The following is a 21,506-nucleotide window of genomic DNA, read 5'->3' on the forward strand; positions in this document are numbered from 1 at the left end:
TCCCTGATATTGATACATTGTTTTATTGATAATTTATCTCGTTATTAACACTATTCCCGAGAGTTTATGCCGACATAACTCCTAGCGTGTCGGCTTTTTTTTATATAAAAAAACCCCGCCGAAGCGAGGTTTTATATATTCAACTATTTAATGCTTAACTCATTTGAGCTGTCATCACACTTTTGCAAAAGATACATTTTGCGCCATGTGGATTGTTCACTGTGACATCAAATTGTGATGTTCTATATTGTGAACCGCTACAACAAGGGCATTTAAAATAGAGGCGAATAGTAATAGCGCCTTTAGAGAGCCACCACGTTGCCTGCTGCTGGACCTTTCATACCATTTTCAATGGTAAATGAAACTTCTTGGCCTTCCATCAGAGATTTGAAGTCATCACTTTGGATTGCAGAGTAATGTACAAATACATCTTTACTTCCATCTTTAGGGGTGATGAAACCAAAACCTTTATCATCGTTAAACCATTTTACTGAACCAGTCATTGTATTAGACATAGAATTTCCTTTAATTTATTTAATTTGCCATAAGGCATATGAGGGTTTGTTTTTTATTTTTACTTATGGGAATTAATTAGAAGGAATTCGCAATGAAGTGGTATCGAGGATAACGCTAAACGGTGAACAACTTTAAACTGACTAACATAAATAGGCCTGTACTTCCAAACCAGTGATGTCATTAAGCCATAGATGAACTCAGATAGCAAACTTTATTTTATATATAAAAACCCCGCAAAAGCGGGTTTATAAGTTAGTTGACCTTGATGTCACTCTTATCACAATATCATCATTTTTACGATCGTAAAGCGCTTTATGTGACTTTTTCTATGTATCGATCCATTTCTAAGGAGACATCTAACATCATTAACATACCCTCTATTATCCCTTCTGCTTTTTGCAGTTTTTTTCCTATGTGAGTATCAGAACAATTGTGCTTGTTAGCCAGTTGCATAAATGTCATTCCGAATAAATAGTAATCGAGTAATAGGTCATGCATCTCACTATTCTTTTTATTTAATTGAGCCATGCAACTAGAAATAATTATTGCATCGTCTTCACAGCATTGAGGACGAGCTTTAACCTTGCTTGGTATTAATCCACTAAATCCCGCAGCAATCGAATACCATTGAACCGACTCAGTATTATCAGCCGCCCAAGCCCCCCATCGTTCTAATACCTGTTGAATATCACGCATTACGCCATTTCCTTATGTTGTCTTGAAAACACTAACTCTCTTACTTCACAGGCCTCTATTAACATGTCATTAAAATCGCCATTATCAGGCCATCTCACACTGACCGTTTCTACATCATTATTAGAAAGTAGGTTTTTATGTGCACATTCCATAGCGGCTGCATGCCCAGCAGCACTCCAATCCATATCTGTAAAGATAACAAGGTGAGTCACACCTTTCGGTGCTTTGAATTTTTTCATGAAGTTGGTATTGATAACCGACCAAGTATTGACACCATAGAGTTGCTTACAAGAAAGTGCCGTTTCGATACCTTCAGCAATGCCAAGTGTGTTATCAACAGGAAACATTCTTATCGCGACAGATTCTGCATACTCTAAATAATTATCTTCCTGCACAGCTGTCATTTTCTTCACAATATCAAGAGAGGCTTTTTTATCCCCTTGTAAATACGTTCTATGCAAGTAACAAAGTTGTCCTTTAGCATCAGTGGCTAATGACCAAATAGCTTGAAATTTGTCAGAACTATTACGAACAGGTTGATGATCACAATAACGAACGTTATCAAGTGGTAACTCAAAAACACCTCGATTATGTAAATACTGCATGGCGGGTGTATTTTTCAGTATTGATAATTTAGAATAACAGCCTGTAATGCGTTGGAATAAATTATTCTTATTTGTTTTACTTGGTAAAATAGCTTCTTTTTCTCGGTGATTACCAATCAAGACATCAATTTCATCTGCTAATGTTTTGAAGTCTTTGCCTTGTGTTCTTTCCAGTAATTGAAAGCCATTTCCCGAACCGCACGTGCAGATGTAAGTTCCTCGCCCGTCTTTATCATCAATACGAAATTTTCCTTTTTGCCCGCAAATAGGGCATTTCCCTTTAAAGTGCTTACGCCCCGTTATAGGAGGTAACCCATAATGTGCAAATATTTTTGCCCATTGCCCTTTTACGGCATCAATCGTATTCACAGTAAACCTCCTTGTTGTGGCTGGTGGCTAATTTGAGTACGTAAATTTTGAATATTGGCTTGTGCCTTCTTGCGAGATTTAGCAAAGGCAATTTGTTTGTACTTAATAAAGTTACTCACTTCGGGAGTGATTTCTTGTGGTGTGTTATGAAAGCCTCGTGGCCATACCCCAAATTTATCTTTAAAGGTATTAGCAACCCAACCATCACTTATCGGTTTACCCTGTGTCGCTCGTTGGTTCTGGTAGTATTTCAATTGAGACCACCAGCTTTGCTTGTCTTCTCGGGTGTAAATGCGCTCTTTTTTATTCAGTTTTTTGATGTTTCGGCTAGTATCAACTTCGATATCTTCACCCACTAAAGGTTTAAACCCACATTTAGGGCAAACATAAACACCTGCAGGCTTCATGTAGTGACAGGAAGAACATTCTTTCGGTTTCTTCTCTCGCTTTTCTTGCTCTCGGCGAGACGAAGATTCACTCATACCATCATTTTTGGTGGGCAGTTCGTTATATTCAATGTCATCGGGATAACCTAAGCGGTGAACAGAACCAGAGTGATCGAAAATAAGGCAAGTCTCTTTTCCTGGTGCGGTACGTAATCCCCTTCCAATCGCCTGACACCAACGAATTTCTGATTTAGTTGGGCGAGCGTAAATAATGCAACGGACATCACTATCAAAGCCGGCAATCAATGTGCCCACACTTACAAGCACCTTGGTCGCTCCTTGCTCAAACCGATGAATAATGATTTGACGCTCATCATGTGGCGTATCTGCGGTGATCACTTCAGCATTCACACCTGCACGGTTGAACTCGACGGTGACAAAATTGGCATGACTGACTGTGACGCAAAAGCAAATCGTAGGTAGGTTTCGTCCATTCACAAGCCAGTTATCAACAATATCCCCCACCAAATCTGCACCACTCATGATTTCAGCAATCTCAGCTTCTTTGTAATCACTACCAAACTCTGCGTTGCTGGACGATTTTACTTTTGATAAATCGGGTTTAGTCGGCGCATAGAACTCGTATGAGCTTAAATCACCACGTTTGATTAACTCTTTCATGGTGGTGGGTTTGATCAATGTTTCGTAGTAATGACCAAGGAATGGCGCAAAAGGCGTACCAGATAAGCCTATTACCTTGAATTCACTTTCTCTGATCACTTCTAATATTTTCTTACGGCGTAAATGTGCCTCATCGATTATTAATAAATCGATGTTGTCTGGAAATTCTCTACGGATAATTGTGTCAGCTGATGCGATTTGAATTAAACGAGTTGGATCATAATTAGGATGATCACGCCATACATAACCAATCTCTTCTGCTGGCAAACCATACTCAATAAAGCGACTGGCTGTTTGATCAATCAAAATGGTGTAAGGAACAAGAAACATCACTCTCATTTCATGCTGAACATGTCCATCAGTAATAAACGCAGCTAATGCCGTTTTTCCGCTTCCTGTTGGGCTATAAATCATGAATGTTCTATTTTGCTTCCATGCCTGACGTAACATCGTCAATCCGCGTTCCTGTGCAAAATTTGGTGTGATTGTTAACATCGGTTTCCTCATTTGATAACTAGCTCTACCAAAGGAAGGGATTTATTTTTATTTGGACGTCTAAACGGCTGTGTTTTTTTAACTTCTATAGAGATCTATATTTAAGATCTAACTCCTTCCTTGGCTGTGCCTTCCCTAACTCCCCTTTCAAAGATCACCCCCCTTTCCCCCCTAGAAAGTTTTCCCCTCTTCCCCAGAAAACAATCTAGACGGCTAAACGTCTTAACTTCTAATACCTCCTAAATCTAATCACTATTAAATCGATAAGGGCTTTGCGGTGTACCCTTGCATTGCTCTCTGATAACGCTTTATGAACTCTCTTAACCTGACGTTAGCTTCATGACGAGCTTTGTTATCTTTACGGTAGGGAACTTGTTCTCGTTCCCATTCCGTTTGATACACTTCTGAATATTTAACTAATGCCTTTTGCCTCATACTTGGGCTTAACTTCGTGAGTTGCTCCTGGATCCACTTGGCATCATCAGGAAAGTAGTGTTCAGGCATCGGCATGTTGATTTGGTGCATGAGAGTTTCCTTGATTCTTCATGGCATTAGACTCATAACCATATTTAGAAGGGAACAAATCATCCAGGGAACAATTACTACCCAACTCATTAAAAGCAGCTACGATTGAACGACAGTCACAAAGGCTTGGAGTCCTGATACCTAGTTCATAATTGGATATTCTTGATTGCCCCCAGCCTAAATGTGCGGCAAGTTTTGCTTGTGATATTCCAAGCTTTTTACGTTGCGTTGAAATTTTATTCATATTTTCCATCCATTATTTTTATATACATTAAACACAAAATGTGTTTATCATGCAATCACATTTTGTTTAATTACTTTATTCACGTTTTGTGTTAAATAATGGCTATGAAAAAGATTAATGAAATTATCGGGGAGAGATTGAAATCTATCCGCGAATCTAAAGGTTTTAGTCAGGCTCAGTTGGCAAAACTGTGTGGATATTCGTCTGCGTCACGAATAGGAAATTATGAGCTTGGTGAGAGAAAAATTAGTGCTGACGACGCATTAAGAATTAGTGAGATCCTAGAAGTATCCCCTGCAGAGTTGATGTTTGGCTCACAAAGCGAACAAGTTATAAGTAATTACCAATACCCTCTATTCACAAAGGTACAGGCCGGCGCTTTCTCAACAGAATTTAACTCATACACTCAAAAAGATGCTGTGTCGTGGATACCGACAGCTAAGAAAGCCAGTGAGCGCGCCTTTTGGTTAGAGGTTGAAGGTCAATCAATGACAGCACCACCAGGAGGTAAACCAAGTTTTCCAGAAGGTATGCTAATTCTGGTTGATCCTGAGGAAGAAGTGGAGTTCGGAGATTTCTGTGTCGCTCGTTTGCTAAATGATGAGTTCACATTCAAACGACTGATTAGAGAGGGTGGAATTGAGTATCTGGAGCCATTAAACCCACGCTATGACCTGATCCCTATTAACGGGAACTGCACAATCATAGGTAAGGTAATCAAGTCACAATGGCCTGACGACACGTTTTAGGAGGAAATATGGCGTTTAACAATATTGAGATAGCAAATATTAGACGGTGTATGGAATTTTTCATGGAAAAACGCCGCCCAGCAGAGCACCTAAGGGATGAATTAGATTTACAGTATCGTATCGAGGACGACTCAGTAATTATCTTTGAAATTAGGCAACTAATATGGAGTGATGGCAGAGTAGAAGAACCTATAGCAAAAATCACACATAATAGGTATTCGAATTCATGGTCTCTGCTTTGGATGGATAAAAATAGTAACTGGCACAACTACGATGAAATAATGCTAGGTAGTTTCTCTGACGCCATTAGGCTCGTTGAAGATGATGTGCGAGGTTGCTTTTTTGGGTGACGACACGTTTTATGGAGTGGTTGACAGAATAGCAGTAAAATTGAAATTTGGTTGACGTAATTTTGTCAACCAATTGTCTTCAATTGCCTTTAAAGGATGAGTAAATGAGAATATTAGGGGTTCGAGTTTCACCTTCAGTGGCATCATTTATTGTTTATTGCACTGAATCTAAAAAGCTTGTTTGTTCTGATGTGATAAATATTCCATGCATTTTAGATACACCAGAGAAATTAAAATATGTTCGTAACAATATCCTAGATATATTAATGTTTTATAATGTTGATATCGCATCAATAAGGGTAACAGAAGCAAACTCTCAAAATATGAGCATAGACCGTCTCTATATAGAAGCAGTAATACAAGAAGCATTTTCAAGTAGTGAAGTTAAAAAATACTTTACCATTCGAAAATCAGGAATACGGGCAGGTCTCAATGTAAGCGATACTGAATATAAACAATTACTTAAGTCAGAAATATCAATACATGATATAGACAATTCATCATTCACTCAGGAAACAAATGAAGCCATGATGGCAGCATTAGCAGTGGAGGGTAAATTTTGATCACCCCATATCAAAAAGCAGACGTGTCATTTAGAAAAATAAAAAAACTTGATGAACAAGGTTGTTTCTCAGAGGTTTATCTTGCTCATGATGAAAATTTAGATCATGAGTTGGTTATCAAAGAAATCACAAAAAAACCCAATCAAGATAAAGATACTTATTTTTCTGAGGCAAGACTGCTTTACAAAAATGCTCACCCAAACATCGTGCAGGTTCAATACGCAGCTGAAGATAATGAAAAAATCTATATAGCAATGCCATATTATATTAATGGCACGATAAGCCAAAAGATGAGCAGAGGAAATTTCACTCCACGTGAAATAATAAGGTACGCAATACAGTTTATTGGTGGCCTATATCATATCCATACAAAAAAATTAATTCATTTCGATATCAAGCCTAATAATATTATGATTTCAAACCGAAATGAAGCAATGCTGGCTGACTTCGGGTTATCTAAATTAATAAATATAAATTCAACAGCAATACCTGATCACAATTACTATTTTCATACCCCTCCTGAATATTTCACAATAAGCAAAAGTGGTGGATTTACCTATACCTTCGATATCTACCAAGTTGGAATGACTTTGTATAGGATGTGTATTGGTGCCATTGAGTTTGAAAATGAAATATCTCAATTCCGGTATGCTGAGCAGTTAGAGTCCGCAATAAAAGCTGGAACATTCCCTTCCAAACAATACCCATCGCATATACCAAAAAAATTAATATCTATAATTAATAAGTGTTTAGAAAGCAATCCAAACAACCGATTTCAGTCATCACTAGATATTCTTAATGCACTATCATCAATAAAAGACGATGATGGCGCGTTAGATTGGAGAAAGTGCGATAATTCCGATACCACACTAAATGAATGGCGCAAGAAAATCGCAGGTGCTATACTCCATTTAAGTTATGATAGCAATACAAAATCCTCTATTTGTCATAGAGTATATCCAGATGGGAGAAAACGAAAGGAAGGCAAAGGTACGCTTACCCGTTGTTCTCATTCAAAAATATATCAAATACTCAAAGGGTTATAGCTATGAAAAATCGGGCGGTGTTGAATAATACGCCACCCAGCAGAAGGGATGTTGCGGTGGCTTCCCCTTATACAAAATCAGATCTTCTGAATAAAGATGAAAAAAAAGAACGCTCTGATAAATTTAGATCTTCACTTCTAAGAAATAAATATTTTAAACTATAATTTCAAATTCAGCCCTCCCCACGAGGGCTTTTTTGTACCCTCTCCCCTCTAAAGAAGTGATCTCCATTCCAATCTGAGATTTTTTTGAAAATAAATTTCCAACAAAAACAACAAATTAAATTAAAAATCAAAATAAAAACACAAAATGTGATTGCAATATAAACACAAATATGTGTTAATAAAAACACAAAACGTGATTAAAGGATTTAAACATGCCTATTATACATTCTACTGCAATCCCTAATTTACCGAAACCTGACATGCATACAGGCGTAATGTTACCTATGTTCTTATTTCGTTTCTGGACTAAAACAGAGTGTCCAGAGAAAAAAGAAGTTATGGCTACCAGCGCTGAACAAGCTAAAGAATTACTCGGTGGCAATGTTGTTTTCTCTGCACAGTTTCCTTGTGAGGCTTAATTATGGCTCACGAACTCAACTTAGAGGCTGTTGCAAAAAAAGTGACCATTTAAACGCACTACTGTTTCAGCTAAATGGCATATTACTTCAAAACCAACCTGATGTTATGAGTTTAATTGAGTTAACTTATAATTTATCTAGCGATATATCGAATTGGCTAATCGAAGAAAATGCACAGAGAGATAATGATCATGACAAAAGAAATAATTAATGTAGATAGCGGAAAAATACTAGATACATTACATCGAGTAAAAGCATTCTTAATTTCAGCTCAGTTTCTTTCTCGTAATAGCGAAGAGCGAGCAATTCAACTTAGCTTATTATCTCAAGCAGAAGATGAAATTAATGAGGTTTTAAATGATGAATAACACTGAATTAAAACAATCCGCTTGTGATGAATTACTTTATGCAACTTCTATTTTAAATCTCATTATCAACGATAACGTAATACCTAGCGATAATATGTTTAATGCGATTGAATCAGCAGTAGCTAATATAGAAAGAGCTAAAGAAAGTGTATCAAGCATTAATACTGATAAATCACCAAAGCCTATCGGTGAAATTAAAGTCAGTGATAAAGATACTATTGAAACAGCCGTCGGATGTATTTTAAACACATTAGAAACTGCAATTAATTTAAAAGTAGCTGAAGAAAGTGGTCACATTAAAAATTATGATATTCAAATTACAAATTTAATCCAGTCAGCAAAATTAAATTTAGAAACTATTTATGAAAAAGTAAGTTTCACGGAGGCGTAATGAATATTGATGAATTAATTACCCTTCCTAATTTGAAAAATATATCAGAAAAAGAATTAGGGAAATTAAGAGCAAATTTAGACTTATCTATTGATTCACTCATTACAGGAATGAATACATTCGGGGAGTTTATGTTTTGGGCTGATAATAATGAAAACTATCATGATAGTAAAAGTCATATTGGTGATGTGGGATTGTTTATAAGCCAAGTATCATTATTGGTATCAATATTAAATGACAGACTTGGTTGAATTGAATACGAAATATCAAATCGAAAAATAAAAGGAACAAAAAATGAGCAAACAACACGAAGCTATTGAGAAAGCGACTGATAATCAAATTACTATTGCTATGCGCCCTGTTTATATTATTGCAGGTGCTAATCGAGCTTACTTAAGTGAACGTTCAGCATTAAATAAGCTAGCAAACATTCTCACTGAGCGTGAATTTCACAAAAAAGGCATTGAAACTAACTACGAAGGTGAACAATGTGAACTTGAGAATGGCACAATCGCTTTCAAGCGTGGCGAACCTACCGAATACTTTATGAAACACAAAGAAGCTAAATTATCAGAGCTTCATGAACGATTAAAGCAGGAACGTAATATTGAACGCTTACAAAAGGAATATGCTAAAGCTGTAGAAAAATATGATGAGGCAGAAAAAGAAGCTGACAGATTATATTACGAATTAAATAATGCTTTAACCAATAAATAGAATATCTACGAAATAAAAATTAATTATAGCGTTCATGCTAGGAATTGCTGCGCTCTGAATCAGGAGCAACCAACATGGATAAAGTTAATTTACTTGAAATAAGAAGAAAGCGATTTATCAACTCAGTGCTTATTTACATTAAACAAAAAGGAAAGAAAGCTGAGTTCAAATCAAAGGTAAATAGTAAAACTGTTATTACAGGAATCAGCTTTGAAAATTTAAATAATTTCTTCCGTGATGTCTATGAAGAAAAAGATTGCCGTCAACGTTGTAAGTGGAGTGATAAAGATATCTATAACACCTATGAGCAATTATACAAATCTAACGGTTCAATTTCTGAAATAGGTAAATTCATGATTGATTATATCGTTGAATATTTACCTCCTTACTTAAATGGAGAGGAATATAAATATCATGACGTATTCTGAATTCATGAAAAAAGGTAAGCAATTAGAGAATAAAGGATTTTATAGACGCGCAATAGAGCAATATAACAAAGCTTTTATTATTGCAGATCCACCAGCCAAAGGCGCAATGAGTTATCAACAAAAAATAAGTAATCAATCATCTAAGCGTTGTTTAGATAAAGCAAAAATTAAAGTGACGGAGAGTTATTTATGAATAATTTAATCAGCATCAATGCATCAATGACCTCTAAAGAGATCGCTGAATTAGTTGGTAGCCGTGAAGATAGTGTTAAAAGAACTATCGAGCGCTTAGTTGATAAAGGAATTATATCCAAACCACCAATGGTGGATGGGATTAAAACCGCGAACGGGGTAACGCCACAGCACTATTTATTTTCAGGTGAAGAGGGTAAGCGCGACAGCATTATTATAGTTGCTCAATTATCACCTGAATTTACAGCTCGGTTAGTTGATCGCTGGAAAGAACTTGAAGATGAACGAGTCAAACCAAAATCACAAGCTGAAATTATCGCTGCTATGGCATTGGCTAACCTAGAAAGCGAACGCCGTATATCTCATGTAGAGCAAAAAGTTGAACAAGTGAATGAAGTCGTTGAGCAAATTAAGCAAGGCACTATTCCTGCAGGGTGGATTGGTTACTCATTAGCGAAAACCAAATCGGGTATGACGATTGATAAATGCAAGACGCTTGCCAAGCAATACGGCGTCCGAAAAGACCAAATAACCATTCTTACCCCAGAAGGCATGCCTAGGCCTATGGCTATCATTCATGAGGCTGACTTCATGGTAGCAATGAAACACATGATGGGCAAAGCAGAAAAACGCGGTACTCGTTGGTATCACCCGAAAATGGGACTATTTCAGGCAATTGGCTGGGAGGATAAATAATGATTATTCAAACACATTTACTTCGCGCTGCTTTAGTTTGTGTGGCTAAACATGATCCTCGTTACTACCTGCAAGGTATTCATATCAGCAATAAGTACATTGAAGCGACTAACGGACATGTTGCTGTGCGTATGGAGCATGGCATAAAAACACGCCGTAACGAAATACTTGAATTCAGAGGCTCTATTCCTGCAAAGGCAAACACAACAGAAATTAAATTTACTGAAGAACCTTTTGCTATTCATCGCGACAAAAACGGTCATCGCGTGGGGTTCTCTGCACTTGTTTCACATAAAGGTGCGCGCTTCCCTAATTTAGATCTCGTCATCCCGACAGAATATGAACTTTGTTTACCTCATATGCAGGCTATCTACCTTACTTATCCTGAAAAGATGTTTAGTACTAGTCGCGGATTTCATCCTGTCTCATTTCATCCATCAGGAATGACCAAGCCTTGCCTATTAAAATTTAGTGACGTGATAAACGAAAAATACGGCAATCCACAATTCGTTGTTATGCCATGCAGAACTTGAGGTGAAAATGAAAATTGAATATATCTCCAGTGGAACAGGAAGCATGGCAAAGGTAGTTATTTTTTCCTTTATCACTGAACGAAGAAAAATAAATCGGTTAATTGATCGGGCATTACTTTTTACCCCCGTTCACGAGAACACTATCGGATTCTTTTTTCGAGTCACCACTATTTATGGCAAACCGAATCACGTATTGCGAGCTTACAAAATTATTTGCAAGGAGGCAAAAAATGACAACTACAACTCGATACATTAAATGGAAGGAAATGATCCGGTTAACAGGAAAAAGCAAACCTACAATTTGGAGAATGTATGCAAAACGAAATGAGTTCCCCAAACCAGAAAGAACAAAAGGCGGTACGTTTTTAGGTTGGCCAGAACATGTCTATGAAGAGTGGGTTAGAAGTGAAAAACTGTAATGCTAACTTGACCCGTTACTTGACCCGCATCTCTTGCGGGTTTCTTTTTAAAACCATCTAACTCGTTGATTTTAAATGGTACGCCCTACAGGATTCGAACCTGTGACCTACGGCTTAGAAGGCCGTTGCTCTATCCAACTGAGCTAAGGGCGCCTAGAAGAACTTTAGACGTTAGCAAGACTACTCGACTACTCTGATAACGGATGTGAATTATACGTTCAACATTCTGAGAGTCAACGATTTTTCAACGATATCAAACTATATGGTCAAAATATGGCAAGTATTCGACTGACAGATTGCTCTTGATCTGACAAAATAGACCAATACCGTAATTGAATAATTTGGATGTATAGATGTCAGCAAGAATTATAGATGGGAAATCGATTGCGCAGACCATCAGAAGCGAAGTTGCAGAAAAAGTAAAACAACGTATTAATGCCGGAAAACGAGCGCCTGGTTTAGCGGTTATTTTAGTGGGAGATAACCCTGCATCACAGATTTATGTTGGAAGTAAACGTCGCGCTTGTGAAGAAGTCGGATTTATTTCTCGCTCTTATGATTTACCAGATACTACCAGTGAAGCTGATTTATTAAATCTGATCGACCAACTTAATAAAGACAGTACCATTGATGGTATCCTCGTCCAACTCCCTTTACCTGCTGGAATTGATAATGTTAAGGTTTTAGAACGCATCCATCCTGATAAAGATGTCGATGGCTTTCACCCTTACAATATCGGCCGCTTATGCCAACGAGCACCTAAATTACGCCCTTGTACACCTCGTGGTATTGTCACACTGCTAGAGCGTTGTAATATTCCAATGAATGGCTTAAATGCCGTTATTATTGGCGCATCAAATATTGTTGGTCGCCCAATGAGTTTAGAACTATTACTTGCAGGTTGTACAACTACAGTTACCCACCGTTTTACTAAAGACCTACGTTTCCATGTTGAGCACGCGGATTTAGTCGTTGTGGCGGTAGGTAAACCTAACTTTATTCCTGGTGAGTGGATTAAACCAGGTGCAATCGTGATTGATGTCGGTATCAACCGTCTTGAAAGTGGTAAAGTTGTTGGGGATGTTGATTTTGAAGCCGCCTCTCAACGTGCGGGCTGGATTTCTCCCGTCCCTGGTGGTGTAGGTCCAATGACAGTCGCCACACTTATTCAAAATACTTTGCAAGCATGCGAAGAATACCACGACCCTGAAACAGGAAATAATTAATCGATGGAAACATTTCAATTAGATGGGCACGACTATGTCGAGCTTTGTGATTTATTAAAACTTCAAGGTTGGACTGAAAGCGGAGCTTCTGCTAAAAGTGTTATTGCTGAAGGTTTAGTGAGTGTTGACGGTGAAGTTGAAACTCGTAAACGCTGTAAAATTATTGCGGGAAAAGTTGTCACCTTTGGTGAGTTTTCCGTTAGCGTCAGCAAATAATCAGCAAATCAATTAATATTGAAAAAGCGTCGCTATCTTAGCCTCGCTTTTTTTCTTTTTAATCCTTTTTTACCTTGAATAGACTTTTTCTTCCTCTTTTTTCTTATTTAATCATATGAAAAAAAAAGAAAATAACATAACCAATTGAATTAAAATAAAATAATAAAATTTAATTTAATATATTTAAATTTAGATCATCATTTTCAAGCTTGTCTATAGTTATAATCTTCTTTCGGTGTTCAGCAAATTGTACATTTTATAAAAAAATAGATAAAAAGAAATGCTATAAGTTATTATTTTATATATAGATAACACTTTTTAACCATTACTGTAAAACTTCAGCAACAAACCTTTTTGTTGATACTTTTATCCGTTTATTCATGTTTAAATGCATTAAAATGTGATTTAGATCTAATTTATTTCTACTTTCATTAGGCAAAAGAACATTGTTTGTACTAAATTATAGATTATAATTTGAAACGATTCAGCTTGATGATACTATTTTAGTTGTTATTTTATAATATTTACATCTTTTTGCCCTTTATCTAACAGGAGATTTTATGCTCGGCTTACCCACTCAAGGTATCTCTGTTTTTGCTAAATTACAGCAAAAATTGATGCCTGTTCTTTTATTTAAGGTAAGGAACTAGCATGAAACGCAGAGTAGCAACCATCACACTTAACCCTGCATATGATCTTGTAGGTTTAAGTGCTCCTATTGAACTTGGTGAAGTTAATCGAGTTAAAACAGCAGGCTTCCATGCTGCGGGTAAAGGCATCAATGTGGCTAAGGTTTTAAAAAGCCTTGGCGTTGATGTTACTGTTGGAGGCTTTTTAGGCAAAGAAAACCAAGATGGATTCCAAAAAGAGTTTAGTGACTCGGGTATCGCTAACCGTTTTCAATTGGTTGAAGGTCGTACTCGTATTAACGTCAAACTCACAGAACCCAATGGTAAAGTAACTGACTTCAATTTTTCTGGTTTTGAAATCACTAAACAAGACTGGACTCGCTTTGTCAACGATACGCTAAGTTGGGCGGGTCAATTTGATATGATTTGTGTCAGTGGTAGTGTTCCTCCTAGCATTGATCTCAATGATTTCACTACATGGATGACTCGCTTACGTAGTGAATGTATGTGTTTGATCTTTGACAGTAGTCGAGATGCCTTTGTCGCTGGGTTAAAAGCTGCCCCTTGGCTTGTTAAACCTAATCATCATGAATTAGAAATTTGGGCGGGTAGATCCTTACCTAAGCTTTCTGATATTGTGCAAGCGGCTGAAGCATTGCGTCAGCAAGGTATTGCCCATGTTGTCATTTCATTAGGCGAGCAAGGTGCGATGTGGGTTAATGCGTCTGGAGCATGGATGGCGAAACCACCTAAATGTGATGTCGTAAGTACCGTCGGAGCTGGAGACTCTATGGTTGGTGGTTTAATTTATGGTTTAATGATGCGACAAACTAGTGAACATACTTTACGTCTTGCGACTGCCGTTTCTGCGCTTGCTGTGAGCCAAACCAATGTTGGTATTCATGATCGCGAACAATTAGCAAAAATGATGACAGAAGTAGAATTAACTCCGCTAAAATTATAAGTAATCATACTCAGTGGTAATTTGAATAATATTAAGTAGAATTACCAACTCTTCTATTAAATAGATTAACGCTCTACTATAAAACATCAAAAATAGAATCTCTTTAATTGATTAATTATCTTTTATTATTAAATCAAACTTTATTTTTTCTATTTATTCGATAAACTTCACTTTAATAAAATTTAACAAAGATATTCTAAAATCAATAAAAACTTATTTCTGTTTTTAGGAGAAGTTATGGAAAGGCCCATAATACTTTTATGGATCCAAGTTATTTCAGTATTATTTTTAGGTATTAGTTTGTTTATATTAGTTGCAGGGGCACCGATTTATTTATTAGCAATGGCAATGGGTGGAGGCCAAACAATGCTAGCGGGACTGTTCATCATGCTGTGTCTAATTATAACGATGATCATGCAAGTAACGGCATGGATAAAACTCGCTAAAAATAGTAGAAATGCTTACTCTTTTTTAAAAATATCATGGATATGCTTATCTATTTCGCTCTTTTTTATACTTAGTATTTCGATGTCATTAACGAATATCTCAGAAATTAGCTTTGTTGTTTTTTCTATTATCGTGATCTTAACACATCGACTCTTTTTCTCTGAAAATGTAATTGCTTATTTTGAATATAAACAAAAAGATAGCAAAAGAAAAACCAGTATTATGAGTCAATGAATTAATCATCAGACAAAAAAATATCGGATATTTAATATCCGATATTTTTATATTAAACGCGAAACTCAATTATCGTATTAATTATTACGACGCCAAACAGTTCCTTGAGGACCATCTTCTAAAACAATCCCCATCGCTGTTAATGCGTCACGAGCAACATCAGCCGCTGCCCAATCTTTATTTTTACGAGCATCGTTACGCTGTTGAATTAATAATTCAATTTTTTCAACTTCACTGGCATCATCTGCTTTAGCACCACTTTGTAAGAAATGCTCAGGCTCTTGCTCTAATAAACCTAATACTTTAGCAAGTTTACGTAATACTGCGGCTAAACCATTCGCTGCATTCATATCAACCGCTTTTAGACGATTGACCTCACGCGCTAAATCAAACAAAACGGAATAAGCTTCAGGTGTATTGAAATCATCGTTCATTGCGTCAATAAATTGTGCTTCAAACGCTTCGCCACCCACCGGTTGTGCATTTTCATCTGTGCCACGTAATGAAGTATATAGGCGTTCTAATGCAGTACGCGCCTGTTTTAAGTTTTCTTCAGTGTAGTTAAGTTGACTACGATAATGGCCTGATAATAAGAAATAACGCACTGTTTCAGCATCGTAATAAGCCAATACATCACGAATAGTAAAAAAGTTATTAAGTGACTTAGACATTTTTTCTTTGTCTACCATCACCATACCAGAGTGCATCCAGTAATTAACGTAAGGACCATCATGGGCACAAGTTGATTGCGCTATTTCATTTTCATGATGAGGGAACATTAAGTCTGAACCACCGCCATGAATATCAAAATGATGTCCTAACTCTTTACTATTCATCGCAGAACATTCGATATGCCAACCAGGGCGACCTTTTCCCCATGGCGACTCCCAGCTTGGCTCACCCGGTTTAGACATTTTCCATAAGACGAAATCCATTGGATTGCGTTTAACGTTAGCCACCTCAACTCGAGCCCCCGCTTGTAGTTGCTCTAAATCTTGACGAGAAAGTAAGCCATAATCAGGATCGGTATCAATCGCAAACATCACATCACCATTGTCGGCAACGTAAGCATGTCCACGTTTAATTAGCGCTTCTGTTAATTCAATAATTTCAGCAATATGGTGTGTTGCTCGTGGCTCTGAATCAGGACGAGCAATATTTAATGCATCAAAATCTTTGTGCATTTCAGCTAACATACGCGTGGTTAATTGCTCACATGTTTCATTATTTTCAATCGCACGTTTGATGATTTTATCATCTACATCCGTTACGTTACGAACATAGTTAACATCATATCCTAAGTAACGTAGATAACGGGTTATGGCATCAAAAGCCACAAATGTACGTCCATGGCCAATATGGCATAAGTCATAAATAGTGATGCCACACACGTACATACCTATTTTTCCTGCATGGATAGGTTTAAATTCTTCTTTTTGGCGAGTGAGAGTATTAAAAATCTTTAGCATCAGTGGACGTTCCCGTTTTCAACTGTACGTGTTTATTACGTTTTTATATAAAAGAAAATAACAACTACTATAGCATGATATTAATTAGGATATTGGATCTTGAAGGCAAAGCAAACTCAAGATTAGGGTTTTTATCTTACTCTGCTTAGCGCTTATTTTCACTGCTCAATCGCCGCTAGTGAATAATCAATCTTCTATTATTTGACTAAATTTTAGCGAAACGTGTTTTTTCCTTTTATTACTGATTTATTTAGCAAGAAAAAACAGCGTAAGAAAAAGATGCATACTGACTAAATTAGGCAACTGTGATATAAAAACGGGACTGTTGTTTATGCCCAAATCTGGGTAAAGCTAAAATTATATTAGGATCTGAATATGGTTACTTTTCATACCAATTACGGCGATATCGTGATTAATACATTTGCAGACAAAGCACCTGCAACCGTAGAAAATTTTTTAGACTACTGTAAAGAAGGATTCTACGATAACACTATTTTCCACCGTGTCATCAATGGTTTTATGATCCAAGGTGGTGGTTTTGAACCAGGTATGAACCAAAAAGCAACCAAAGCACCTGTAAGAAACGAAGCAAATAATGGCCTAGCAAACAACCGCGGCACATTAGCAATGGCTCGTACGAACGATCCACACTCTGCTACTGCTCAATTTTTTATCAACGTTGCAGACAACGATTTCTTAAACTTCCGTGCTGAAAACGCAAATGGTTGGGGATATTGTGTCTTTGCTGAAGTTGTTGAAGGCATGGACGTTGTTGATAAAATTAAAGCAGTTTCCACAGGTCGTAGCGGTTTCCACCAAGATGTTCCTCGTGAAGATATCGTCATTAAAAGTGTAACGGTTAGCGAATAAGCCTCACTCTTTATGTGTACGCTTTTTATTGCAGACCTGCACTTAAGTGAACATGAACCGGCAATCACTGCCGGTTTTCTTCGCTTTTTAAAAGAACAAGCCATTCATGCAAAAGCACTTTATATCTTAGGTGATTTTTTTGATTTTTGGATAGGTGACGATGATCCTAATCCTTTACATCAACAAATTGCTCAAGCTCTGATGACGTTAAAAAATGCAGGAGTGCCTTGCTATTTTATTCATGGAAATCGTGATTTTTTAATTGGCTCTCGTTTTGCCAAAGAAAGCGGTATCACCTTACTTCCACAAGAAAAAGTGCTCGAAATTGAGAAAAATCGCATCTTAATTTTGCATGGTGATACACTTTGTACAGATGATGAAGCGTATCAACGTTACCGTAAAAAAGTACATAATAAATTTATTCAGCGCTTATTCTTACTATTGCCTCTATTTATTCGACTACGTATTGCTGACAAAATGCGCTCGCGTAGCCAACACGAAAATCAGTACAAATCAGATGCCATTATGGATGTTAACCCTCAGGCAGTGATTGATACTTTTAAACATTTCAATACAGAATGGATGATCCACGGTCATACACATCGTCCAGCAATTCATACTGTCAACATTGATGATAAAATACATTATCGTGGTGTATTAGGTGCTTGGCATACTGAAGGCTCTATGTTTAAAGTGACTGCGGATAAAATAGAACTTATTCATTTTCCCTTCTAAATTGCTTTGCTTATTTTCTGCATAAAAAGGCTATTTTTTCTTTACGCAAACGTTTTCCTTGATGTGTTAGCATGATACTATCATCCTCAGTTTATTAGGCTATATCCGTTTATGCTTACAGGAGCAGTTAAGTAATGTCTTCTCAAGTTGGTCTAAATACCTCTTCCGCTCGTATCGCCATTGTAATGGGCTCTAAAAGTGACTGGACAACCATGTCTCATGCCGCTGATGTACTAGACGCACTACAGCTTCCTTATCATGTTGAGATTGTTTCTGCGCATCGAACCCCTGATAAGCTATTTAGCTTTGCAGAACAGGCAAAAAATAATGGCTTTGACGTCATTATTGCAGGTGCTGGCGGCGCAGCCCATTTACCCGGTATGCTCGCAGCAAAAACACTTGTTCCTGTATTAGGTGTTCCAGTTCAAAGTGCAGCATTAAGTGGTGTTGATAGCCTTTACTCTATTGTACAAATGCCGAAAGGTATTCCCGTGGGAACATTAGCGATTGGTAAAGCAGGTGCTGCCAATGCGGCTTTATTAGCAGCTCAAATTTTAGCATTACACTCTCCTACTATTTTTGAAGCACTAACAGCATGGCGCACAGCACAAACTGACGATGTATTAAATAACCCTGATCCAAGGGAGACACTATGAAGCCTGTTTGTGTTCTGGGAAATGGTCAATTAGGGCGAATGCTAAAACAAGCAGGAGAACCTTTAGGCATTGCGGTTTATCCAGTAGGATTAGATGCAGAGCCCGAAGCCGTTCCCTATCAAAAAAGCATAATCACAGCTGAAATTGAGCGCTGGCCTGAAACTTCACTCACTAAAGAGTTAGAACGTCATACTAACTTTGTAAACCGTGATATTTTTCCATTGCTTGCCGATAGATTACCTCAAAAACAGTTACTCGATGAACTGGGCTTAGCAACGGCTCCTTGGCAACCATTAACAGCACCAACACAATGGCCTGATATTTTCGCTCAACTGGGTGATTTTATTATTGTAAAGCGCCGTGTTGGTGGTTATGACGGCCGTGGTCAATGGCGTATTCATCCCGGTGAAGAGCAACAATTACCCGCTGAAATTTATGGTGAATGCATTGTTGAGCAAGGTATTCCCTTTTCTGGTGAAGTGTCCTTAGTTGGAGCCAGAGATAGAAACGGTCATTGTGTATTTTATCCTTTAACACATAATCTTCATCAAGATGGCATTTTGCGTATGAGTGTTGCATTACCAACACCTGCATCAGAACTGCAACAATCAGCAGAAAAAATGCTGACCGCCATCCTTAATAAGCTCAATTATATCGGTGTCATGGCGATGGAGTGCTTTATCGTTGGTAATAAATTACTTATCAACGAATTAGCGCCTCGTGTTCATAACAGTGGCCATTGGACACAAAATGGCGCCTCAATTAGCCAGTTTGAGTTACACCTACGTGCAATTTTAGATTTACCGATGCCAAAACCTGAGGTTTGCCAACCCGCAGTAATGGTTAATTTGATCGGAACTGATGTCAATCCTCAATGGCTTTCATTGCCATTAGTGCATTTACATTGGTATGAAAAAGAAGTTCGCCCTGTGCGCAAAGTGGGGCACCTCAATCTTGTTCATCGCGATAATTACCCACTGAAAGAGACACTCAAATCATTAAGCTCAATGCTTGATGATGCCTATCAGTTCCCTATCAAATGGGCTTTAGAAAAATTAAGCTAGCAGTCCGACTCATAAAGTTAGAGAATAATAGCCTTTAAACGAACAGACCTTAGATAAAAAGGTCTGTTATTCGCTATTTTCTCCTGATTATTCAGGTTACTGCACCCGTTTGATGGAGTCAGGATGCAAGTCACGCAACAGGTTTTTGGGCCCGTTTATCAATGGAGTATGCTGATATTATTGGGCTTTGTGTATTTTTTAGCTACCGCAACCACATTTACCTCTTTAGGTGTTGTTCTTCCTAGTATGATAAACGAGCTAGAGTGGAACTGGACTCAAGCAGGTCTTGGTTTTACGTTATTAGGATTAACCTGCGGTCTTGCGAGTTTTTTACCTACCTTACTGATCCGTAAATTAAGTGTTCGCCTTACACTACTAATTGGGTTGAGCATTTTTGTCAGTGGTTTCTATTTTCTTTACGAAACATACACCATTGCGCGTTATTTTCTTGGTACTGCACTATTAGGTGTTGGTTTTACACTACTGGCTACCGTACCCGGTACTTATGTTATTTCCCGCTTATTTGAAAAACAATCCTTTGCCTTTGGTGTCTATTTTACCATTGGTGGATTAGGTGGTGTTGCCGGGCCTTGGATCTACTTTTTAGCAACCCATTTATGGCATACATGGCGAATGCATTGGCTTATTTCCGCGATCACTCTCACCGTTGTGACTCTTCTCACTATTTTATTTTTACGTGAAGGGAGTAAAGAGCAAGAACATGCAAAAAAAATTAGCCAACTTCAATCCACAAAACGTATCTATCAAACTAAAGAAATTTGGACAGCTCGTCATGCTTTAAGAACATGGCAATTTTATGTTATTGCTGCGACTTACACGGCTTTTTTATGGTGTGGGATCACAGTCAATAGCTTTGCGGTTGCACATATTATTGAAAATGGTTTTGGTGAAACTATTGCTGCAACACTATTAAGTAGTATGGCATTTATCAATGCGTTCTCGCGCTTAGCGGGTGGGGCTATTGGTGAATGGTTAGAACCTAAAAAATTACTTATCGCAAGCTTAAGTATTATTATCATCGGCTTGCTCGCACTAAGTATGGCTAATTCTTGGATTTACCTGATCTTATTTACGGTTTGTGTCGGTATTGGTTATGGCATGACGTTCTTAGCATCAAGTATATTGCTTGCTAACTATTTTGGTCGTACCCCTTATCTTGAGCTATTTTCTGTAATGAATTTAATTTCAACACTAGCTTGTTTAGCACCCTTTTTTGCTGGGGCAATCAAAGATATTTCAGGTAGCTTTACACCGGCATTCTTGATTTTAACCCTACCTGTTTTACTGATTTTAATAGTCACTCTATTTATGAAACCACCGGTTTATCCTAAATTTCAGCATGCGAGTGAGCAAGAAAAGTAACCCTTAAATAAGCAAGATAACGAGTTTCATATTATAAAAACGCATTTTCTAAGGAGACGTT

31 protein-coding genes and 1 tRNA gene are annotated in these 21,506 nt (G+C 37.5%); 23 read left to right on the forward strand and 9 right to left on the reverse strand.

The window, feature by feature from the left end; all coding sequences use genetic code 11:
* Positions 1 to 154 precede the first annotated feature (154 nt).
* The 7 genes from ymcF to H1225_RS11270 all read right to left on the reverse strand — a co-directional run bounded on the left by ymcF (position 155) and on the right by H1225_RS11270 (position 4,517).
* A complete protein-coding gene (ymcF, locus tag H1225_RS11240; RefSeq protein WP_418312483.1) occupies positions 155 to 295 on the reverse strand; it encodes a cold shock small protein YmcF in 141 nt (46 codons plus the stop codon).
* A 7-nt stretch (positions 296 to 302) separates the two neighbouring features.
* Entirely contained in the window at positions 303 to 515 is a 213-nt protein-coding gene (cspE, locus tag H1225_RS11245; RefSeq protein ID WP_041701226.1) for a transcription antiterminator/RNA stability regulator CspE, read from the reverse strand.
* A gap of 313 nt (positions 516 to 828) precedes the next feature.
* Positions 829 to 1,212, reverse strand: a complete 384-nt coding sequence (locus H1225_RS11250) for an antiterminator Q family protein (RefSeq protein WP_020946095.1) — start codon at positions 1,210 to 1,212, stop codon at positions 829 to 831.
* Positions 1,212 to 2,186 carry a DUF7146 domain-containing protein gene (locus H1225_RS11255; protein WP_115286942.1) on the reverse strand — a complete coding sequence of 325 codons (975 nt, stop codon included), beginning with the start codon at positions 2,184 to 2,186 and terminating at the stop codon, positions 1,212 to 1,214. Before H1225_RS11255 ends, H1225_RS11250 begins: the two co-directional genes overlap by 1 nt.
* Positions 2,183 to 3,748 (reverse strand): DEAD/DEAH box helicase, encoded by a 1,566-nt coding sequence (locus H1225_RS11260; protein WP_115286943.1) that lies wholly within the window; start codon positions 3,746 to 3,748, stop codon positions 2,183 to 2,185. The genes H1225_RS11255 and H1225_RS11260 overlap by 4 nt, the downstream gene beginning before the upstream one ends.
* 255 nt (positions 3,749 to 4,003) lie before the next feature.
* The gene (locus H1225_RS11265; protein WP_075673914.1) at positions 4,004 to 4,273 is read right to left on the reverse strand and encodes a hypothetical protein; all 270 of its coding nucleotides are present in this window, start codon (positions 4,271 to 4,273) and stop codon (positions 4,004 to 4,006) included.
* Positions 4,245 to 4,517, reverse strand: coding sequence for a helix-turn-helix transcriptional regulator (locus H1225_RS11270; RefSeq protein WP_088207089.1), 273 nt, complete (start codon positions 4,515 to 4,517; stop codon positions 4,245 to 4,247). The genes H1225_RS11265 and H1225_RS11270 overlap by 29 nt, the downstream gene beginning before the upstream one ends.
* Positions 4,518 to 4,621: 104 nt before the next feature.
* On the opposite strand from H1225_RS11270, the gene H1225_RS11275 reads away from it, so the two are divergent.
* The 14 genes from H1225_RS11275 (at position 4,622) to H1225_RS11340 (ending at position 11,552) form a co-directional block, all read left to right on the forward strand.
* Positions 4,622 to 5,266: a LexA family protein gene (locus tag H1225_RS11275; RefSeq protein ID WP_075673927.1), complete on the forward strand. Its 645-nt coding sequence runs from the start codon at positions 4,622 to 4,624 to the stop codon at positions 5,264 to 5,266.
* Between the two features lie 8 nt (positions 5,267 to 5,274).
* Positions 5,275 to 5,616 (forward strand): DUF3024 domain-containing protein, encoded by a 342-nt coding sequence (locus H1225_RS11280; RefSeq protein WP_088207088.1) that lies wholly within the window; start codon positions 5,275 to 5,277, stop codon positions 5,614 to 5,616.
* A 104-nt stretch (positions 5,617 to 5,720) separates the two neighbouring features.
* A complete protein-coding gene (locus tag H1225_RS11285) occupies positions 5,721 to 6,179 on the forward strand; it encodes a hypothetical protein (RefSeq protein WP_088207087.1) in 459 nt (152 codons plus the stop codon).
* Positions 6,176 to 7,225: a serine/threonine-protein kinase gene (locus H1225_RS11290; protein WP_166477280.1), complete on the forward strand. Its 1,050-nt coding sequence runs from the start codon at positions 6,176 to 6,178 to the stop codon at positions 7,223 to 7,225. Before H1225_RS11285 ends, H1225_RS11290 begins: the two co-directional genes overlap by 4 nt.
* Positions 7,226 to 7,601: 376 nt before the next feature.
* Entirely contained in the window at positions 7,602 to 7,808 is a 207-nt protein-coding gene (locus H1225_RS11295) for a hypothetical protein (RefSeq protein WP_088207086.1), read from the forward strand.
* A 191-nt stretch (positions 7,809 to 7,999) separates the two neighbouring features.
* Positions 8,000 to 8,176: a hypothetical protein gene (locus H1225_RS11300; protein WP_166477279.1), complete on the forward strand. Its 177-nt coding sequence runs from the start codon at positions 8,000 to 8,002 to the stop codon at positions 8,174 to 8,176.
* A complete protein-coding gene (locus H1225_RS11305; RefSeq protein WP_239739128.1) occupies positions 8,169 to 8,567 on the forward strand; it encodes a hypothetical protein in 399 nt (132 codons plus the stop codon). Before H1225_RS11300 ends, H1225_RS11305 begins: the two co-directional genes overlap by 8 nt.
* On the forward strand, positions 8,567 to 8,818 hold the full coding sequence (locus H1225_RS11310; RefSeq protein WP_088207083.1) for a hypothetical protein: 252 nt from the start codon (positions 8,567 to 8,569) through the stop codon (positions 8,816 to 8,818). The genes H1225_RS11305 and H1225_RS11310 overlap by 1 nt, the downstream gene beginning before the upstream one ends.
* Before the next feature lie 43 nt (positions 8,819 to 8,861).
* Complete coding sequence (locus H1225_RS11315; RefSeq protein WP_088207082.1) at positions 8,862 to 9,284, forward strand: hypothetical protein; 423 nt, start codon at positions 8,862 to 8,864, stop codon at positions 9,282 to 9,284.
* A 74-nt stretch (positions 9,285 to 9,358) separates the two neighbouring features.
* Entirely contained in the window at positions 9,359 to 9,712 is a 354-nt protein-coding gene (locus H1225_RS11320; protein WP_115286944.1) for a hypothetical protein, read from the forward strand.
* Positions 9,699 to 9,905 (forward strand): hypothetical protein, encoded by a 207-nt coding sequence (locus H1225_RS11325; RefSeq protein WP_115286945.1) that lies wholly within the window; start codon positions 9,699 to 9,701, stop codon positions 9,903 to 9,905. The genes H1225_RS11320 and H1225_RS11325 overlap by 14 nt, the downstream gene beginning before the upstream one ends.
* Complete coding sequence (locus tag H1225_RS11330) at positions 9,902 to 10,600, forward strand: Rha family transcriptional regulator (protein ID WP_115286946.1); 699 nt, start codon at positions 9,902 to 9,904, stop codon at positions 10,598 to 10,600. The genes H1225_RS11325 and H1225_RS11330 overlap by 4 nt, the downstream gene beginning before the upstream one ends.
* Positions 10,600 to 11,133, forward strand: a complete 534-nt coding sequence (locus tag H1225_RS11335; RefSeq protein ID WP_115286947.1) for a beta clamp domain-containing protein — start codon at positions 10,600 to 10,602, stop codon at positions 11,131 to 11,133. The genes H1225_RS11330 and H1225_RS11335 overlap by 1 nt, the downstream gene beginning before the upstream one ends.
* Positions 11,134 to 11,363: 230 nt before the next feature.
* Entirely contained in the window at positions 11,364 to 11,552 is a 189-nt protein-coding gene (locus H1225_RS11340) for a helix-turn-helix transcriptional regulator (RefSeq protein ID WP_115286949.1), read from the forward strand.
* A 76-nt stretch (positions 11,553 to 11,628) separates the two neighbouring features.
* Here the strand turns inward: H1225_RS11340 and H1225_RS11345 are convergent.
* Positions 11,629 to 11,705, reverse strand: a tRNA-Arg gene (locus H1225_RS11345).
* Between the two features lie 200 nt (positions 11,706 to 11,905).
* Here H1225_RS11345 and folD point away from each other — a divergent pair.
* From folD to H1225_RS11365, 4 genes are all read left to right on the forward strand, one after another.
* The gene (folD, locus tag H1225_RS11350; protein WP_072065086.1) at positions 11,906 to 12,778 is read left to right on the forward strand and encodes a bifunctional methylenetetrahydrofolate dehydrogenase/methenyltetrahydrofolate cyclohydrolase FolD; all 873 of its coding nucleotides are present in this window, start codon (positions 11,906 to 11,908) and stop codon (positions 12,776 to 12,778) included.
* Positions 12,779 to 12,781: 3 nt separating this feature from the next.
* Positions 12,782 to 12,994: a ribosome-associated protein YbcJ gene (gene ybcJ, locus H1225_RS11355; protein WP_006533967.1), complete on the forward strand. Its 213-nt coding sequence runs from the start codon at positions 12,782 to 12,784 to the stop codon at positions 12,992 to 12,994.
* 651 nt (positions 12,995 to 13,645) lie between these two features.
* Positions 13,646 to 14,587, forward strand: a complete 942-nt coding sequence (gene fruK, locus H1225_RS11360) for a 1-phosphofructokinase (RefSeq protein ID WP_239739129.1) — start codon at positions 13,646 to 13,648, stop codon at positions 14,585 to 14,587.
* Positions 14,588 to 14,824: 237 nt separating this feature from the next.
* Positions 14,825 to 15,268, forward strand: coding sequence for a hypothetical protein (locus H1225_RS11365; protein WP_115065575.1), 444 nt, complete (start codon positions 14,825 to 14,827; stop codon positions 15,266 to 15,268).
* 77 nt (positions 15,269 to 15,345) lie between these two features.
* Here H1225_RS11365 and cysS read toward each other — a convergent pair whose 3' ends face one another.
* Positions 15,346 to 16,737: a cysteine--tRNA ligase gene (cysS, locus tag H1225_RS11370; RefSeq protein ID WP_072065089.1), complete on the reverse strand. Its 1,392-nt coding sequence runs from the start codon at positions 16,735 to 16,737 to the stop codon at positions 15,346 to 15,348.
* Between the two features lie 375 nt (positions 16,738 to 17,112).
* Between cysS and ppiB the strand changes: the two genes are divergently transcribed.
* The 5 genes from ppiB (at position 17,113) to H1225_RS11395 (ending at position 21,445) form a co-directional block, all read left to right on the forward strand.
* Positions 17,113 to 17,607: a peptidylprolyl isomerase B gene (gene ppiB, locus H1225_RS11375; protein WP_006533972.1), complete on the forward strand. Its 495-nt coding sequence runs from the start codon at positions 17,113 to 17,115 to the stop codon at positions 17,605 to 17,607.
* A 12-nt stretch (positions 17,608 to 17,619) separates the two neighbouring features.
* The gene (lpxH, locus tag H1225_RS11380; RefSeq protein WP_109400164.1) at positions 17,620 to 18,342 is read left to right on the forward strand and encodes a UDP-2,3-diacylglucosamine diphosphatase; all 723 of its coding nucleotides are present in this window, start codon (positions 17,620 to 17,622) and stop codon (positions 18,340 to 18,342) included.
* Positions 18,343 to 18,476: 134 nt separating this feature from the next.
* Entirely contained in the window at positions 18,477 to 18,998 is a 522-nt protein-coding gene (gene purE / locus H1225_RS11385; protein ID WP_109848333.1) for a 5-(carboxyamino)imidazole ribonucleotide mutase, read from the forward strand.
* Positions 18,995 to 20,062 (forward strand): 5-(carboxyamino)imidazole ribonucleotide synthase, encoded by a 1,068-nt coding sequence (gene purK / locus H1225_RS11390; protein WP_161706261.1) that lies wholly within the window; start codon positions 18,995 to 18,997, stop codon positions 20,060 to 20,062. The genes purE and purK overlap by 4 nt, the downstream gene beginning before the upstream one ends.
* A 123-nt stretch (positions 20,063 to 20,185) precedes the next feature.
* Positions 20,186 to 21,445: an MFS transporter gene (locus H1225_RS11395; protein ID WP_072065093.1), complete on the forward strand. Its 1,260-nt coding sequence runs from the start codon at positions 20,186 to 20,188 to the stop codon at positions 21,443 to 21,445.
* Positions 21,446 to 21,506: the final 61 nt, after the last annotated feature.

The sequence above is a fragment of the Proteus penneri genome (assembly GCF_022369495.1).
Lineage (GTDB): Bacteria > Pseudomonadota > Gammaproteobacteria > Enterobacterales > Enterobacteriaceae > Proteus > Proteus penneri.

Bases quoted from the DNA above. Each gene is read 5' to 3' on its own strand.
- H1225_RS11295 (WP_088207086.1), top strand. From the start codon at position 7,602: ATGCCTATTATACATTCTACTGCAATCCCTAATTTACCGAAACCTGAC.
- H1225_RS11335 (WP_115286947.1), top strand. From the start codon at position 10,600: ATGATTATTCAAACACATTTACTTCGCGCTGCTTTAGTTTGTGTGGCT.
- H1225_RS11315 (WP_088207082.1), top strand. From the start codon at position 8,862: ATGAGCAAACAACACGAAGCTATTGAGAAAGCGACTGATAATCAAATT.
- folD (WP_072065086.1), top strand. From the start codon at position 11,906: ATGTCAGCAAGAATTATAGATGGGAAATCGATTGCGCAGACCATCAGA.
- H1225_RS11285 (WP_088207087.1), top strand. From the start codon at position 5,721: ATGAGAATATTAGGGGTTCGAGTTTCACCTTCAGTGGCATCATTTATT.
- lpxH (WP_109400164.1), top strand. From the start codon at position 17,620: ATGTGTACGCTTTTTATTGCAGACCTGCACTTAAGTGAACATGAACCG.
- purE (WP_109848333.1), top strand. From the start codon at position 18,477: ATGTCTTCTCAAGTTGGTCTAAATACCTCTTCCGCTCGTATCGCCATT.
- H1225_RS11395 (WP_072065093.1), top strand. From the start codon at position 20,186: ATGCAAGTCACGCAACAGGTTTTTGGGCCCGTTTATCAATGGAGTATG.
- H1225_RS11300 (WP_166477279.1), top strand. From the start codon at position 8,000: ATGACAAAAGAAATAATTAATGTAGATAGCGGAAAAATACTAGATACA.
- H1225_RS11280 (WP_088207088.1), top strand. From the start codon at position 5,275: ATGGCGTTTAACAATATTGAGATAGCAAATATTAGACGGTGTATGGAA.
- H1225_RS11265 (WP_075673914.1), bottom strand. From the start codon at position 4,273: ATGCACCAAATCAACATGCCGATGCCTGAACACTACTTTCCTGATGAT.
- ppiB (WP_006533972.1), top strand. From the start codon at position 17,113: ATGGTTACTTTTCATACCAATTACGGCGATATCGTGATTAATACATTT.
- H1225_RS11330 (WP_115286946.1), top strand. From the start codon at position 9,902: ATGAATAATTTAATCAGCATCAATGCATCAATGACCTCTAAAGAGATC.
- ybcJ (WP_006533967.1), top strand. From the start codon at position 12,782: ATGGAAACATTTCAATTAGATGGGCACGACTATGTCGAGCTTTGTGAT.
- H1225_RS11275 (WP_075673927.1), top strand. From the start codon at position 4,622: ATGAAAAAGATTAATGAAATTATCGGGGAGAGATTGAAATCTATCCGC.
- H1225_RS11325 (WP_115286945.1), top strand. From the start codon at position 9,699: ATGACGTATTCTGAATTCATGAAAAAAGGTAAGCAATTAGAGAATAAA.
- H1225_RS11270 (WP_088207089.1), bottom strand. From the start codon at position 4,517: ATGAATAAAATTTCAACGCAACGTAAAAAGCTTGGAATATCACAAGCA.
- fruK (WP_239739129.1), top strand. From the start codon at position 13,646: ATGAAACGCAGAGTAGCAACCATCACACTTAACCCTGCATATGATCTT.
- H1225_RS11250 (WP_020946095.1), bottom strand. From the start codon at position 1,212: ATGCGTGATATTCAACAGGTATTAGAACGATGGGGGGCTTGGGCGGCT.
- H1225_RS11340 (WP_115286949.1), top strand. From the start codon at position 11,364: ATGACAACTACAACTCGATACATTAAATGGAAGGAAATGATCCGGTTA.
- cspE (WP_041701226.1), bottom strand. From the start codon at position 515: ATGTCTAATACAATGACTGGTTCAGTAAAATGGTTTAACGATGATAAA.
- purK (WP_161706261.1), top strand. From the start codon at position 18,995: ATGAAGCCTGTTTGTGTTCTGGGAAATGGTCAATTAGGGCGAATGCTA.
- H1225_RS11305 (WP_239739128.1), top strand. From the start codon at position 8,169: ATGAATAACACTGAATTAAAACAATCCGCTTGTGATGAATTACTTTAT.
- H1225_RS11365 (WP_115065575.1), top strand. From the start codon at position 14,825: ATGGAAAGGCCCATAATACTTTTATGGATCCAAGTTATTTCAGTATTA.
- H1225_RS11320 (WP_115286944.1), top strand. From the start codon at position 9,359: ATGGATAAAGTTAATTTACTTGAAATAAGAAGAAAGCGATTTATCAAC.
- H1225_RS11260 (WP_115286943.1), bottom strand. From the start codon at position 3,748: ATGTTAACAATCACACCAAATTTTGCACAGGAACGCGGATTGACGATG.
- cysS (WP_072065089.1), bottom strand. From the start codon at position 16,737: ATGCTAAAGATTTTTAATACTCTCACTCGCCAAAAAGAAGAATTTAAA.
- H1225_RS11310 (WP_088207083.1), top strand. From the start codon at position 8,567: ATGAATATTGATGAATTAATTACCCTTCCTAATTTGAAAAATATATCA.